Here is a 14,059-nt window from a genome sequence, read left to right on the forward strand (position 1 = left end):
TAGGCTCGGACCATGGTTGATGCGGTGGTCGTCGGGGCCGGACCGAACGGACTCGCGGCGGCGGTGACGCTCGCCCGTGCGGGCCTGTCCGTCGAGGTGGTCGAACGGAACGACACGATCGGCGGTGGGGCGCGCACCGCGGAGCTCACGCTGCCGGGGTTCCTGCACGACGTCTGCTCGGCCGTGCACCCGATGGCGCTGCAGTCCGAGTTCTTCCGGCTGTTCCGGATGGAGGAGCGCATCGAGCTCCGCCTGCCCGAGGTGCAGTACGGGCACCCGCTCGACGGCGGTCGCGCGGGCATCGCGTACCAGGACCTCGAGCGGACGGCCGCCGAGCTCGGTGTGGACGGTCCCGCCTTCCGGAACCTGATGGGCCCGCTCGCCCGTTCCGCCGACCAGGTCGCCGACTTCGCGACCGACGCCCTGCTGCACGTGCCACGGCACCCGCTCACGGTGCTGCGGTTCGGCCTGCGCGCCCTCGAGCAGGGCAGCAGCGCCTGGAACGCCCGCTTCCGGCAGGACGCCGCGCCGGCGATGGTGTCCGGTGTCGCCGCACACTCCATCCAGCACATGCCCTCGCTGTCGACGGCCGCCGCGGCGCTGTCGCTCGGCGCCTACGCACACGCCCGCGGCTGGCCCGTGCCGATCGGCGGCAGCCAGTCGATCGTCGACGCGCTCGCCGACGACCTCGTCGCGCACGGCGGTCGCATCGTCACCGGGCACGAGGTCCGGTCCCTCGGTGACCTCACTCCGGCGAAGGCGGTGCTGTTCGACACGAGCGTGCCCGGCATGCTGCGGATCGCCGGTTCGCAGATCCCGACGCCGAAGCGCGGTGCGCTCCGCCGGTTCCGGTTCGGCAACGCAGCTGCGAAGGTCGACTTCGCACTGTCCGACCCGGTGCCGTGGACGAACGAGGCGCTGCGCAGGGCCGGCACCGTGCACATCGGTGGGACGCGAGCCGAGATCGCCGCGGCGGAGGGCTCGGTCGCGCACGGCCGGCACGCCGAACGGCCGTACGTGCTCGGTTCGGAGCCGACCGTCGTCGATCCGACCCGTGCGCCGGGGGGCAAGCACGTGTTCTGGGCCTACGCGCACGTGCCGGCGGGGTCCGACGTCGACCAGACCGAGGCGATCACGCGGCAGGTCGAGCGGTTCGCACCGGGGTTCCGCGACACGATCCTGCAGTCGTCGAGCCGCACGGCGGCGCACATGTCGGACCACAACCCGAACTACGTCGGCGGTGACATCGCCGCCGGTGCTGCGAGCTTCTGGCAGCTCGTGAAGCGCCCGGTGCTGTCCAGCGACCCGTGGCGGATGGGCGGCGGCATGTACCTGTGCTCGGAGTCGTCCGCGCCCGGCCCCGGTGTGCACGGCATGGCTGGTTGGCGTGCCGCGAAGAGCGCGCTCCGGCACACCTTCGGGCTGCCCGACGACGTCGACCTCACCCCGGAAGGCTGAACACCATGGCCAAGAACGTCCGCATCCTGCACTGCTCGCCCGAGGACGTCTTCGACGTGTTCGCCGACGGCTGGCTCTACACGACCTGGGTGGTCGGCGCCTCACGCATGCGCGCGCAGGAGCCCGGGTGGCCGCAGGTCGGCACGCACCTGCACCACTCGTTCGGCGCGTGGCCGGTCGTCATCGACGACGTCACGACCTCGTTGGTGTGGGACCCGCCGCACCGCATGGTGATCCAGCCGAAGGGGTGGCCGATCGGCGAGGCACGCGTGGAACTGACCGTGGAGCCGCACCGCAAGGGCTGCAAGGTGACGATCGTCGAGAACGCGGTCGCCGGTCCGGGCTCGTACGTCCCCGACTTCCTCATGCAGCCGCTCATCTGGGTCCGCAACCACGAGACGTTGCGCCGGCTCGGGTGGGTGGCCGTCGGACGCGCGGCGAACGCTTGAGACGTCCCCACGGACGGACGGGAGGCACGGTGCCAGCTGGCACCGTCCCTCCCGTCACGGCCGTCGTGCCGCTGGCGCGTCACGCCGGAACCGGCGTGTGGGGCCCACCTCCCGTCCGTCCTCGTGGTCGCGTCGACTACTCGGCGCGCGAGAACTCGCTGGCGCGCGCCACCTGGTCGTCGGTCAGGGCGACGCCCGTGTAGCGCTCGAACTGGCGTGCTGCCTGCAGCGCGATGACCTCGGCTCCGGTGATGACGTGCTTGCCGGCCTGGCGGCCGGCGCGGACCAGCGGGGTCTCCGAGGGGAACGCGACCACGTCGAAGACCGTGTGGGCTGCCTCGATCCGGTCCTGGGCGAAGGCGAGCGCGTCCTGCTGGTCACCGCGCATGCCGAGGGGCGTGACGTTGACGACCAGGTCGGTCTCCCCCGCCTCGCGCTCCTCGGCGACCCACTCGTAGCCGTACTGCGACGCGAGTGCCGGGCCGGTCTGCTCGTTGCGGGCGACGACCGTCAGGTGGTCGAAGCCGGCGCCACGGAACGCCGCGGTGACGGCCTTCGCCATGCCGCCGGAACCGCGGAGCAGCACGCGTGACGCGGTGTCGACGTCGTGCGAGGCGAGCAGTGCGGCGATCGCCTCGTAGTCGGTGTTCGACGCGGTGAGCACGCCGTCGTCGTTCACGACCGTGTTCACCGACTGGATGGCGGCGGCGGACTCCTCGATGTGGTCGACGAGCGGGATGATCGCCTCCTTGAAGGGCATCGACACCGAGCAGCCACGGATGCCGAGGGCACGGATGCCGGCCACGGCGCCGGGCAGGTCGGTCGTGGTGAACGCCTTGTACAGGAAGTTGAGCCCGAGCTCGTCGTACAGGAAGTTGTGGAACCGGGTGCCGATGTTGCTCGGCCGGGCCGCGAGCGACATGCAGACCTGCATGTCCTTGTTGAGGATGGGCATGTCGCCCAGTCTCCCACCGTCACGCCGATGGAGCGGTCCACGCGGACCGTTCGTCGTGCTGGGGGTACCGTCGGACGCGATGACTGTGATCCCGGAGACCATGCGCGCTGTCCGCTTCGACGAGTGGGGAGACCGGTCCGTGCTGCACGTCGCCGAGGTCCCCGTCCCCGAGGCCTCCGCCGGCCGGGTGCTCGTGCGCGTCCGCGCCGCCGGCATCAACCCCGGCGAGTCGGCGATCCGCCAGGGGCTGTTCGACGGCGGGTCCGCAGACGCGCTGCCGTCCGGACAGGGCACCGACTTCGCCGGGATCGTCGTGGCGGTCGGCGAGGGCGTCGACGGCGTCGACGAGGGCGAAGAGGTCCTCGGGTGGTCGTGGGACCGCGCGAGCCAGGCGGAGTACGTGTCGGTGCCGGCCGAACAGGTCGTGCAGAAGCCGCGACTGCTCGACTGGACCGTCGCCGGCGGGCTCGACATCGTCGCGACGACCGCGGCTGCCGCCGTCCGTGCCGTCGATCCCCGACCCGGCGAGACCGTCGTCGTGTCCGGGGCTGCCGGTGGTGTCGGCGGGTTCGTCACCCAACTGCTGACGAACGAGGGCATCGACGTCATCGCGATCGCGTCCGAGGCGAACCACGAGTGGCTCCGGTCGAAGCGAGCACGACCCGTCGCGTACGGCGAGGGCCTGCAGGAGCGGATCACCGAACTCGCGACCAACGGCATCGACGCCGTCATCGACACCTACGGACCCGAGTACGTGCACCTGGGGATCGCCCTGGGCGTGCCGGTCGACCGCATCGAGACGATCATCGCGTTCGAGGCCGCCGCCGAGGTCGGTGCGAAGGCATCCGGCAGTGCGGACACGGCCGACCCGGAGATCCTCGGCGCCCTCGCGATGCAGGTGGCGAACGGCGAGGTCGAGGTGCCGATCGCGGCGACGTACCCGCTTGACCGGGTGCAGGACGCCTACGAGCAGCTCGAGCAGCGGCACACCCGCGGGAAGATCGTGCTGATCCCCTGACGGGTGCCGGGGGTCGTTCGGCGGCTCGGGGTACGGCCGGGGGTTTCCCCCACTGCGCTCCGGGTGTGGCCCGGATGCTCGGGCGCCCCGAGACTGCGTAACGTCGTCCCCATGAGCACACTCTCCCGTCCCCGCAACGGCCGCATCCTCGCCGGTGTCTGCGCCGGCCTCGCCGACCGCTTCGGCCTGTCCCGGACCCTCGTCCGCATCGGCTGGGTGATCCTGAGCCTCTTTCCCGGCCCCTTGTGGATCGCCTACGTCGTCCTGTGGTTCGTGGTCCCGGCCGAGGGCAACGCCCGCCGCTGAGAATCGGCGCCGCCAGTCCGAGACCCGGTCCGTCCGGACGGGTTAGTGTGACGGCGTGCCGGTCTCCGTCTTCGATCTGTTCAGCGTGGGTGTCGGTCCCTCGAGCTCGCACACCGTCGGGCCGATGCGGGCCGGTGCCGAGTTCGCCACCCTGGTGGCCGGGCTCCCGGTCGCGTCCGTCGCCGTCGACCTGTACGGCTCGCTCGCGTCGACCGGGCAGGGCCACGGCACCCTCGGTGCCGTGGTCGCCGGCCTGATGGGGTCCCACCCCGAGACCGTCGACCCGGACGCGATGTCAGCGGCGCTCGATGCCCTCGAACGGGACGGCGTGCTCCGACTCGACGGCGGAGCGACCGTACCGTTCCGGCTCGCCGACATCGTGCTGCACCCCCTGACCATGCTGCCCCGGCACCCGAACGCCATGCGGCTGCGCGCCCGTGACGCATCCGGTGCCGACCTGGCCGACGAGACCTACTACTCGATCGGCGGCGGCTTCATCGCGCGCGACAGCGAGGGCGAGGGCGACGGGGCCGTCGTCGCGGGCGCGGCGATCCCCGTCGACGACCGCGTGCCGTTCCCGTTCTCGAGCGGCGCCGAACTGCTGGCCGCCTGTGCCGCGTCCGGTCTGCCGATCAGCGGGGTGGCGCTCGCCAACGAGTCGGTCACCCGGACCGACGCCGACGTCCGCACCGGACTGCTCGGCATCCACGCCGTGATGGACTCGTGCGTCGAGCGCTCCGTCCGACGGGACGGCTGCCTGCCCGGCGGCCTCGACGTCCGTCGCCGCGCCAGCACCTGGCACGAGCAGCTCACCCGCGAGGACCCCGACCACGACCCGCTGTTCGCCATGGAGTGGGTGAACCTCGTCGCCATGGCGGTGAACGAGGAGAACGCCACCGGTGGCCGGGTCGTCACCGCACCCACCAACGGCGCCGCCGGCATCATCCCCGCGGTCCTGTACTACGCGCTGACGTACGTCCCCGCGATCACCGCCGCCGACCGGGACGACGCCGTGGTGCGGTTCCTGCTCACCGCGGGCGCCATCGGCTCGATCTACAAGGAGCGTGCGTCGATCTCCGGGGCCGAGGTCGGGTGCCAGGGTGAGGTCGGATCCGCTGCCTCGATGGCGGCCGCCGGGCTCGCCGAGGTCCTCGGGGGCACACCGGAACAGGTCGAGAACGCTGCCGAGATCGCCATGGAGCACAACCTCGGCCTGACGTGCGACCCCATCGGCGGCCTGGTGCAGATCCCGTGCATCGAGCGGAACGCGATCGCGGCGAACAAGGCGATCAACGCCGCACGGATGGCCCTGCGCGGGGACGGCGTGCACCACGTGTCACTCGACCAGGTCGTCGAGACGATGCGGCAGACCGGGGCGGACATGTCGTCGAAGTACAAGGAGACCGCCATGGGCGGGCTCGCGGTGAACGTCCCGCTCTGCTGAACGGGCTCCCTGTCGCTACAGGCGCAGGCGCAGGCGCTGCTCGCGCTGTCGCTGCTTCCGCTCAGCCGTGCAGGAGCGTCAGCAGTCGTGCAGTCTCGGTGGAGATCGCCTCGCGCCCCGCAGACACGTACTTCCGCGGGTCGACCAGATCGGGGCGCTCCTCGAGCACGGTGCGCAGGGCACGGGTGAACAGGCCGTTCAGGTGCGTCGAGATGTTGAGCTTCGTCATGCCGGCGCGCACCGCCCCGCGCAGTTCGTCGTCGGACAGCCCCGATGAGCCGTGCAGGACCAACGGGACCGGCACCGCGGCATGCAGGCGTTCCACCAGGTCGCGGTCGACCGAGGCCTCGCGGGTCTGCATCGCGTGCGACGTCCCGACGGCGACGGCCAGGGCGTCCACCCCGGTGTCGGCCACGAACGCGGCGGCGTCGGTCGGGTCGGTGCGGACGCCGGGAGCGTGCACACCGTCCTTGCCGCCCACCTCGCCGAGCTCGGCCTCGATGGCGACGCCGGCGGCGTGACACCGCACCGCGAGGTCGTGGGTGGCGGCGACGTTCGCCGCGAAGTCCAGGTGGGAGCCGTCGTACATGACGGAGTCCACGCCGAGGTCGATCCCGGCGGCGACGAGGTCCGGGTCCTCGATGTGGTCGAGGTGGACCAGGACGTCGACGTCGGCGGCCCGGGCGATCGCCTGGGTCGCGGTCGTGATCGGCGCGAGCCCGCCGTGGTACTGGACGCAGTTCTCGCTGATCTGCAGGATGACGGGCAGCCCGGCCCGCTCGGCCCCGGTGACGATGGCCTCGGCGTGCTCGAGCAGGACGACGTTGAACGCGCCGACCCCACGGTGTGCCGTGCGGGCGGTGTCGAGCAGGCCGGTCAGGGCCAGGTCGGTGATCATGCTGGGGTCCTCGTTCGGTCGGGGTGGGTCAGGAAGCGGTGGACGTCGGCGGGGTCGACCTCGCCGGCCACCGGGCGCAGGACGGCGGCGGCCCCGTGGGCGGCGGCGGACCGGAGGGCCCGGAGCAGGGTGTCGTCGGCGAACGGTGCACCGGGTCCCTGCCGGGTACCCGCGCCGACCAGAGCGCCGACCAGTCCGGCGGTCGCCGCGTCGCCCGCGCCCGTCGGGTTGCCGGACACACCGGGCACCGCCGGGACCTCGAGCACGTGGTCCGCGGTGTGGGCGGCGATGCCGTGCGCCCCGCGGGAGACCACCACGACACCGGCACCGAGTTCCAGCAGTCGGAGCGCGCCGGCACGTTCGTCCGTGGCACCGGTGGCCTCGAGCAGTTCCTCGCGGTTCGGCTTGCAGACCGTGGCGCCGGCGCTCGCCGCCGCCAGCAGCGCAGCACCGGAGCAGTCCACGACGCTCAGGACGCCGTGCCCGTGCGCCGTGGCGACCCAGCTCGCGACGACGTCGGGCGCGGTTCCGCTGGGCAGCGAACCGGACACGACGAAGGCGGTGGTGTCGGCGTCGGCGAGCAGTCCGCCGACCGCCGTGGCGACGGCGTCCCACTCGACGGCCGTGAGCACCGGGCCGGGTTCGCCGAACATCGTCGGGTGGGCGATGTCGTCGACCACGGTGACCGTCGTGCGGGTCGTACCGGACACCACGACGTCGGTGTGGTCGAGGCCGAGGCGGTCGAGCGCGTCCGAGATCCAGCGGCCGGGCGTCTCCCCGAGGGGCAGGACCGCGTGCGTCGCGACACCGGTCGCTGCCAGGACCCGGCCGACGTTCAGGCCCTTGCCACCCGGGTGCCGTGCGACGTCGAGCACCCGCTGGGTCTCGCCGATGCGCTGTTCGGCGACCCGGTACGTGACGTCGACGGCTGGGTTCGGTGTGACGACGACGATCACGCGACCACCGCCGGTGTCAGGAGAGGCTGTACCGAACCGGTGTCGGGGTCGAGGACCAGGAGGTCGGCGGGTGCGCCGACCGTGAGCGGCGCCGGTCGACCGAGCATCCGAGCCGCGCGGGTGGCGGAGGCGGCGACGACCTCGGGCACCGCGACCCCGCTCGTCGACAGTCGGCGGACCGCGTCGGCGACGGTGATCGTGCTGCCCGCCAACGAGGACCCGTCGGCGAGCATCGCGACACCGCCGCGGACGGAGACCGGGGACCCGGCGATGGTGTGGTCGCCGTCGGGGCAGCCCGTCGCCGACATCGCGTCGGACACGAGGACCAGGCGGTCCGGTGCGCTCCGCTGGACGAGCCCGATCGTGGTCGGGTCGAGGTGGTGCCCGTCGACGATGCACTCGAGCAGGACCCGGTCGTCGGTCAGGGCGACCCCGACCGGCCCGGGCAAGCGATGGTGCAGCGGCGGCATGCCGTTGAACAGGTGCGTGACGAGCGTGGCGCCGGCGTCGATCGCACGGCGGGTCTGCTCGGCGGAGGCGTCGGTGTGTCCGATCGCCACGATGATCCCGGCGGCGACGAACCGCGCCACGGTCTCCACGGCGCCGGGGAGCTCGGGGGCGAGCGTGACGATCCGCAGCGCGCCGTCGGCGGCCGCCAGGTACGCGTCGACCTCGAGGGGGTCCGGGGCGTGGAGCAGGTCCATCCGATGGGCTCCGCGGCGGGCCGGGGACAACCACGGCCCTTCGAGGTGCACGCCCGCCAGCGTTCCGTCCGAGGCGAGTGGGCGCAGGCGCGTGAGCGCTGCGACGGTGTCGTCGGGGCGTCCGGTGGCGATCGAGGCGACGAGGGTCGTGGTCCCCCGCGACCGGTGGTGCGCCGCCGCTGCCCGGGCGTCCTCCGTGGAACAGGTCGCGAAGTCGTGGCCGAGGGCGCCGTGGGCGTGCAGGTCGACGAAGCCCGGTACGACGCTGCCCTCGACGGTGACCGCAGTGCCTGCGCGCGGCGGTGTGCCGCTACCGACCGCGAGCACGGTGGCGTCGTCGCCGAGGAGCATCCAGCCGTGGTGCAGGTCGTGGGCAGCGGTCACGATGCGCGGCGCGCGGACGAGCGTGGTCACAGTAGGACCCCGCTCTCGAGCAGCCGCCGAGCGAGCATGCCCGCGCCGATGGCTCCGGCGGCGTCGCCGTGAGCGGCCGGCAGGACCTCCGGAGCGCGGACCCCGACGAGCCGTTCGGCCACCGCCGTGCGCAGCGGCCCGAACAGCAGCGGGCCGGACTCGGCGAGTCCCCCGCCGACGATGACGGTGTGGCACCCGGCGACCGCGGTCGTCCACGCGAGCGCGTCAGCGAGAACGGCGACGCAGTCGTCCCAGACGGCGGTCGCCACGGGGTCGCCGTCGCGCACCCGGAGCATGGCTGCGTGCGCCGATGCGGAGCCGGAGCGGCGTGCGACTCCCCCGGCCGACGCGATCTCCTCGACCCGGACCCCCGCGTGCGGTCCGGACGGGATCAGCACCTGGCCGATCTCCCCCGCCCATCCGCCCCCGGACACCACCTGGCCGTCGACGACCAGCGCGCTGGCCAGCCCGGTGCCGACGGGCACGAAGGCGACCGATCCGCGGGACAGCGCCGTGTCGCCGGTGTGGGTCTCGGCGAGGGCGCCGGCGCGGACGTCGTGGCCGAAGGCGATCGGGACGTCGATGCCGCGGCGGACGAGCGCGGCCTGCACGAGGCCACGGACCGGCACGTCCTGCCATCCGAGGTTCACCGCGAGGACGACGGTGCCGGCGGCCTCGTCGACGACACCCGGCGTGACGAGCCCGACGGCGTCGAGACGACCGCGGTCGAGCGCCCGGGCTGCCAGGTCGGCGACGGCGACGGCCAGTCGGTCCCCCGACGGGTCGTCGCGCGGCGTCGGGACCCGGGTCTCGTCCAGGACGAGTCCGTCGGTGTCGGTCAGCCGAGCCTTGGTGCCCGTGCCGCCGACGTCGACCCCGAGCACCGCGCCTGCGCCCGCCATCAGGTGAGGATGACCGACCGCGTCAGCGAACGGGGGTTGTCCGGGTCCAGCCCACGACCCTCGGCCAGGGCGACGGCGAACCGGTGCACGACGACGAGCCCGGCGATCGGGTCGAGGTCGTGCTGCACGAAGCGCGCACCGGTGGCGGCGACCTCGTCGGAGAGCCCCTGCGGCGCGGCACCGAGCGACCAGACGAGCCGGCCGGGCTGCGCGATGGCGATCGGCCCGTGCCGGTAGTCCATCGCCGGGTAGGACTCGGCCCAGAACTGTGCGGCCTCCCGCGTCTTGAGCGCGGCCTCGAACGTCAGACCGACGGCGGCACCACGGCCCACGAAGGAGACCTGCTCGGCGTCGAGCAGGTCGTCGATCGGCACCGTCAGGGCGGTCTCGGCCTGGGTGGCGAGGGCGTCGACGTCGTCGCCGATCGACGCGCGCAGCAGGGCGAGCGCCGTGGTGGCGAACCGGGTTTGCACGACGGAGCGCTCGTCGGCGAAGGGCAGTGCGACCACGTCGTCGGCGACGGCTGCGGCGGGGCTGTCCGCGACGGCCGTGATCAGGACGGTGCGCTGCGACGGCAGGGCCTGCAGCAGGTCGACGATCTCGGTCGTGGTGCCCGAGCGGCTGATGGTGAGCACGCGGTCGTACTCCCGCGATGCGGGGTACTCGGAGCCCGCGAAGGCGTCGGTGACCCCGAGGCCGGCCTGCTCACGGGCGACGGCGTAGCTCATCGCGATGAACCAGCTCGTGCCGCAGCCGATCACCGCGACGCGTTCGCCGGGCTGGGGGAGCGCGTCCGAGAAAGTCGGCAGGAGTGCTGCGGCAGCGCGCCAGGTCTCCGGCTGGGAGGCCAGTTCGGCGTTCACGAAGGTGTCGGTCATGGGAGCCTTCCGGTCCGGTTCGATCCGGGTGATCGATGATCAGGAAGCGTAGCGAGCGATCGTGCGCGATGGAAGACCAAAGCGTCAATTCCGATCACCGAGCGGTCGCGATGGCACCGTAGGATGGCCGTCATGACCCCCCAACAGCGGCTGAACGCCCTGCTCGAACTGGTGAGCGAACGCGGCAACGTGTCGATCGCCGAGATCGGGGAGCTGCTGGGGATCTCGGCGGCGACGGCCCGACGGGACCTCACGACGCTCGCCGACCAGCGGCTCGTGACGCGCACGCACGGGGGAGCAGCGGCGCTCGGGGCCGGCTACGAACTGCCCCTGCAGTACAAGATCGCGCGCCAGGCCGAGGCGAAGACCGCCATCGCCCGCGCCGCCGCACGACTGGTGCAGCCCGGCGAGACCGTCGGGCTCAACGGCGGCACCACCACGACCGAGGTCGCTCGTGAACTCGGCAAGAGCGAGCGGTTCATCCGGGCCGACGGCGAGTTCGGGATCACCATCGTGACGAACGCGCTCAACGTCGGCTACGAGCTGTCCGTCCGCGCCAACGTCAAGATCGTGGTCACGGGCGGGGTGGCGCGGCGGCAGTCGTACGAGCTCGTCGGACCGCTCGTCCGGGACACCCTCGACGAGTTCGCACTCGACCTCGTGGTCCTCGGGGTGGACGGCCTGACCGGGCAGTACGGCGCCACGACCATGCACGAGGGCGAGGCCGAGGTCAGCCGGCACTTCGCGTCGGTCGGGCGACGGGTCATCGTGGTCGCCGACTCGACCAAGATCGAGCGGTCGACCTTCGCCAGGATCTGCCCGCTGGACCGCATCGACGTCCTGGTCACCGACCAGCCCGTCCCGCCGGCCTTCGCAGCCGACCTCGCCAGCGCCGGCGTGGAGCTCGTCGTCGCCGACTGAGCAGGCGGACGAGCGCCCGGATCGCGGGCGCGACGTTTCGATCGTGTAAAACCCTCCCGCCGCGGACCCATGAGCGATCCGTGAGCGCCTATTGTGCATTCATGATCGATTCGGCATCATGGGCGTCACAATCACGCAAGGGAGCGAGATGAGCATGGGCGTTGACAACGGGATCCTCCGCGTCGCGGTGATCGGTATGGGCCAGCGGTCCGCCATCGCACGGCACGTCGCCGAGGCGGTCGCCGCGGAACCGGCACTGCGGGCACAGGTCGTCGCCGTGGCGGACGTCACCGCAGCGGGCCGCGAGCGCGGGCGGGCCGAGTACCCCGACGCGCTGGTGGTCGAGCACCACCGGGACCTCACCGGCCAGGTCGACGCCGCGATCGTGACCACCCCGGACCGGACGCACGCCGAGATCGCGATCGACCTGCTCCGCGCGGGCATCGCCGTCTACCTCGAGAAGCCCCTCGCCATCACGGTCGAGGATGCCGACGCGGTCCTCAACACCGCCGCCGAGACGGGCACCACACTCTACGTCGGCCACAACTTCCGTCACGCGGCCGTCGTCCGCCTGATGCGCGAGATCGTCGACCGCGGCGAGATCGGCGAGGTCAAGGCCGTCTGGTGCCGGCACTTCGTCGGCAACGGCGGGGACTACTACTTCAAGGACTGGCACGCCGACCGTGCGAACGTCAACTCCCTGCTCCTGCAGAAGGCCAGCCACGACCTGGACGTCATCCACGCGCTGGGCGGCGGCGACACCAGCCGCGTCGTCGGCATGGGCTCGCTGTCCGTCTACGGTGACGTCACCGACCGGAGGGACCGCAGCGGCGAGCTGATGGGGGACTGGTTCTCCCACGACAACTGGCCGCCGCTCGCCCAGACCGGGCTGAACCCCGTCGTCGACGTCGAGGACGTCTCGATGGTCATGATGACGCTCGACAACGGTGTGCAGGCCAGCTACGAGCAGTGCCACTTCACCCCGGACTACTGGCGGAACTACACGGTCATCGGCACCGAGGGCCGCCTCGAGAACATCGGCGACACCGGCGGTGGCGTCGTGAAGGTCTGGACGCACCGTCGTGGCTGGGACACCGCGGGGGACCGCGAGTACCCGATCGACGGCGTCGAGGACGGCCACGCCGACGCCGACCTGATCACCATGACCGAGTTCCTGCGGTCCGTCGCCCTCGGCGAACCGACGGAGCTGTCCCCGATCGCGGCCCGCGCCGCGGTCGCCGCCGGTGCCCTGGCGACCCGCTCGCTGCGCACCGGCTCCGTCCCGATCGACGTCCCGCCGCTGCCGGCCGAGACGATCGCGCACTTCAGCCGGCCCGCCACACCCTCCACACGACCCGCTCCGCACCCCACCCACCCCGCCCAGACCGTCGGTTCCTGACGGCCGTGCGAAAGGACCTCCCGATGACCGCACACATCCCCGCCCGAGGGACCGGCGTCCGCCGGATCCTCGTCGGCGCCGTCGCCGCGCTCGGCGCGGCCGCACTCCTCGCCGGGTGCTCCACGTCCTCCGGGGCGTCGAGCTCCGGCGGTGACTACACCGCTGCCGCGAAGGACACCAAGGCGAACCTGACGTACGCCGTCTGGGACGAGAACCAGGTCAAGGCGATCAAGGCCAACCTCAAGGGCTTCAACGAGGAGTACCCGGACGTCAAGGTCAGCGTCGACGTCACGCCGTTCGCCAACTACTGGACGAAGCTGCAGACCCAGGGCTCGAGCAACACGCTGCCCGACCTGTTCTGGATGAACGGCCCGAACTTCCAGCTGTACGCGGCCAACGGCAAGCTCGCGCCGATCACCGGTGCGGTCAAGGCCGGTGACATCGACCCCGCGAAGTACTCGAGCGCGCTGAACGACCTGTACACGTACGACGACACCCAGTACGGCGTGCCGAAGGACTTCGACACCATCGGCGTCTGGGTGAACAAGGCCCTGTTCGAGAAGGCCGGCATGGACCTGCCGTCGAAGGACTGGACCTGGGACGACTTCCAGGAGACCGGCGCCGAGCTCAGCAAGAAGCTCGAGGCCGACGGCGCGTACGGCGCGGCCGGCGGCATGGACGGCCAGACGACCTACTACGACACGATCTTCCAGGCCGGGGGATCGGTCGTGAACGCCGACGGCACGAAGTCCGAGTACGCCTCGAAGGCCTCGGAAGCGGGCCTGCAGTTCTGGACGGACCTGATCGACTCGGGCGCTTCGCCGTCGATCAAGCAGCTCACCGACACCACCGCCGACCAGTGGTTCACGTCGGGCAAGCTCGCGATGTACCAGGGCGGTAGCTGGTTCCGCTCGGCCCTGACCGGCACCGCGATGGAGAAGGACGTCGTCGTGTACCCCCTACCGAAGGGCAAGGAGCAGGCGACCGTCATCCACGGTGTCTCGAACGTCGTGGCCGAGGCGAGCAAGAACAAGGCCGCGGCGCAGGCGCTCCAGGCCTACCTCGCCGGCGAGACCGCCCAGCAGCAGCAGGGCGACATGGGCGCCGTCATCCCCGCCTACGAGGGCACGCAGTCCGCCTTCACGAAGACGATGCCGGACGCCGACCTCCAGGTGTTCCTCGACGCCGTCGACTACGCCAAGCCCCTGCCGGTGTCGAAGAACACCGCCGCCTGGAACACCCTCGAGACCAACCTCCTGCCGAACGCCTTCGACGGTTCGACCCCGGTCGACGACGTCGCGAAGCAGCTCGCGCAGAAGATGGACGCCGCCCTCGCCAAGGAACAGTGAGTCCCGAG

General features: G+C 72.1%; 14 protein-coding genes. 8 read left to right on the forward strand and 6 right to left on the reverse strand.

Annotated features, from left to right (window positions below):
- The first annotated feature begins 12 nt into the window (after positions 1-12).
- Positions 13-1,458: a phytoene desaturase family protein gene (locus ACVKXF_RS05800; protein WP_456795152.1), complete on the forward strand. Its 1,446-nt coding sequence runs from the start codon at positions 13-15 to the stop codon at positions 1,456-1,458.
- Between the two features lie 5 nt (positions 1,459-1,463).
- Entirely contained in the window at positions 1,464-1,907 is a 444-nt protein-coding gene (locus ACVKXF_RS05805; protein WP_456795153.1) for an SRPBCC family protein, read from the forward strand.
- A gap of 136 nt (positions 1,908-2,043) precedes the next feature.
- Here the strand turns inward: ACVKXF_RS05805 and ACVKXF_RS05810 are convergent, their stop codons facing one another.
- A complete protein-coding gene (locus tag ACVKXF_RS05810) occupies positions 2,044-2,862 on the reverse strand; it encodes a shikimate 5-dehydrogenase (protein ID WP_222658885.1) in 819 nt (272 codons plus the stop codon).
- A gap of 79 nt (positions 2,863-2,941) precedes the next feature.
- Here ACVKXF_RS05810 and ACVKXF_RS05815 point away from each other — a divergent pair, with 79 nt between their 5' ends.
- The 3 genes from ACVKXF_RS05815 (at position 2,942) to ACVKXF_RS05825 (ending at position 5,630) form a co-directional block, all read left to right on the forward strand.
- Positions 2,942-3,880: an NADP-dependent oxidoreductase gene (locus ACVKXF_RS05815; protein WP_396289627.1), complete on the forward strand. Its 939-nt coding sequence runs from the start codon at positions 2,942-2,944 to the stop codon at positions 3,878-3,880.
- 111 nt (positions 3,881-3,991) lie between these two features.
- Positions 3,992-4,186: a PspC domain-containing protein gene (locus ACVKXF_RS05820; protein ID WP_123311541.1), complete on the forward strand. Its 195-nt coding sequence runs from the start codon at positions 3,992-3,994 to the stop codon at positions 4,184-4,186.
- A gap of 55 nt (positions 4,187-4,241) precedes the next feature.
- Positions 4,242-5,630 carry an L-serine ammonia-lyase gene (locus tag ACVKXF_RS05825; RefSeq protein WP_123311543.1) on the forward strand — a complete coding sequence of 463 codons (1,389 nt, stop codon included), beginning with the start codon at positions 4,242-4,244 and terminating at the stop codon, positions 5,628-5,630.
- 61 nt (positions 5,631-5,691) lie between these two features.
- Here the strand turns inward: ACVKXF_RS05825 and ACVKXF_RS05830 are convergent, their stop codons facing one another.
- Genes ACVKXF_RS05830 through ACVKXF_RS05850 form a run of 5 tightly spaced genes read right to left on the reverse strand, consistent with a single transcriptional unit; the run spans position 5,692 to position 10,382 of the window.
- Entirely contained in the window at positions 5,692-6,528 is an 837-nt protein-coding gene (locus tag ACVKXF_RS05830; RefSeq protein WP_456795154.1) for a class II fructose-bisphosphate aldolase, read from the reverse strand.
- Positions 6,525-7,484, reverse strand: coding sequence for a 1-phosphofructokinase family hexose kinase (locus tag ACVKXF_RS05835; protein WP_456795155.1), 960 nt, complete (start codon positions 7,482-7,484; stop codon positions 6,525-6,527). Before ACVKXF_RS05835 ends, ACVKXF_RS05830 begins: the two co-directional genes overlap by 4 nt.
- The gene (gene nagA / locus ACVKXF_RS05840; RefSeq protein ID WP_456795156.1) at positions 7,481-8,602 is read right to left on the reverse strand and encodes an N-acetylglucosamine-6-phosphate deacetylase; all 1,122 of its coding nucleotides are present in this window, start codon (positions 8,600-8,602) and stop codon (positions 7,481-7,483) included. The genes ACVKXF_RS05835 and nagA overlap by 4 nt, the downstream gene beginning before the upstream one ends.
- Entirely contained in the window at positions 8,599-9,504 is a 906-nt protein-coding gene (locus tag ACVKXF_RS05845; protein ID WP_456795157.1) for an ROK family protein, read from the reverse strand. The genes nagA and ACVKXF_RS05845 overlap by 4 nt, the downstream gene beginning before the upstream one ends.
- On the reverse strand, positions 9,504-10,382 hold the full coding sequence (locus ACVKXF_RS05850) for an SIS domain-containing protein (protein WP_456795158.1): 879 nt from the start codon (positions 10,380-10,382) through the stop codon (positions 9,504-9,506). Before ACVKXF_RS05850 ends, ACVKXF_RS05845 begins: the two co-directional genes overlap by 1 nt.
- 132 nt (positions 10,383-10,514) lie before the next feature.
- On the opposite strand from ACVKXF_RS05850, the gene ACVKXF_RS05855 reads away from it, so the two are divergent.
- The 3 genes from ACVKXF_RS05855 (at position 10,515) to ACVKXF_RS05865 (ending at position 14,051) form a co-directional block, all read left to right on the forward strand.
- On the forward strand, positions 10,515-11,303 hold the full coding sequence (locus ACVKXF_RS05855; protein WP_165901013.1) for a DeoR/GlpR family DNA-binding transcription regulator: 789 nt from the start codon (positions 10,515-10,517) through the stop codon (positions 11,301-11,303).
- Positions 11,304-11,451: 148 nt separating this feature from the next.
- Positions 11,452-12,702 (forward strand): Gfo/Idh/MocA family protein, encoded by a 1,251-nt coding sequence (locus tag ACVKXF_RS05860; RefSeq protein WP_456795159.1) that lies wholly within the window; start codon positions 11,452-11,454, stop codon positions 12,700-12,702.
- A 23-nt stretch (positions 12,703-12,725) separates the two neighbouring features.
- Complete coding sequence (locus ACVKXF_RS05865; protein ID WP_456795160.1) at positions 12,726-14,051, forward strand: ABC transporter substrate-binding protein; 1,326 nt, start codon at positions 12,726-12,728, stop codon at positions 14,049-14,051.
- The last annotated feature ends 8 nt before the right edge of the window (positions 14,052-14,059 follow it).

The sequence above is a fragment of the Curtobacterium sp. PvP017 genome, from assembly GCF_054060195.1.

What these genes read in the sequence shown, in the direction of transcription:
- ACVKXF_RS05810 (WP_222658885.1), bottom strand. Translation starts at nt 2,862, where the DNA reads ATGCCCATCCTCAACAAGGACATGCAGGTCTGCATGTCGCTCGCGGCC.
- ACVKXF_RS05830 (WP_456795154.1), bottom strand. Translation starts at nt 6,528, where the DNA reads ATGATCACCGACCTGGCCCTGACCGGCCTGCTCGACACCGCCCGCACG.
- ACVKXF_RS05845 (WP_456795157.1), bottom strand. Translation starts at nt 9,504, where the DNA reads ATGGCGGGCGCAGGCGCGGTGCTCGGGGTCGACGTCGGCGGCACGGGC.
- ACVKXF_RS05800 (WP_456795152.1), top strand. Translation starts at nt 13, where the DNA reads ATGGTTGATGCGGTGGTCGTCGGGGCCGGACCGAACGGACTCGCGGCG.
- ACVKXF_RS05850 (WP_456795158.1), bottom strand. Translation starts at nt 10,382, where the DNA reads ATGACCGACACCTTCGTGAACGCCGAACTGGCCTCCCAGCCGGAGACC.
- ACVKXF_RS05865 (WP_456795160.1), top strand. Translation starts at nt 12,726, where the DNA reads ATGACCGCACACATCCCCGCCCGAGGGACCGGCGTCCGCCGGATCCTC.
- ACVKXF_RS05855 (WP_165901013.1), top strand. Translation starts at nt 10,515, where the DNA reads ATGACCCCCCAACAGCGGCTGAACGCCCTGCTCGAACTGGTGAGCGAA.
- ACVKXF_RS05815 (WP_396289627.1), top strand. Translation starts at nt 2,942, where the DNA reads ATGACTGTGATCCCGGAGACCATGCGCGCTGTCCGCTTCGACGAGTGG.
- ACVKXF_RS05820 (WP_123311541.1), top strand. Translation starts at nt 3,992, where the DNA reads ATGAGCACACTCTCCCGTCCCCGCAACGGCCGCATCCTCGCCGGTGTC.
- ACVKXF_RS05805 (WP_456795153.1), top strand. Translation starts at nt 1,464, where the DNA reads ATGGCCAAGAACGTCCGCATCCTGCACTGCTCGCCCGAGGACGTCTTC.
- ACVKXF_RS05860 (WP_456795159.1), top strand. Translation starts at nt 11,452, where the DNA reads ATGAGCATGGGCGTTGACAACGGGATCCTCCGCGTCGCGGTGATCGGT.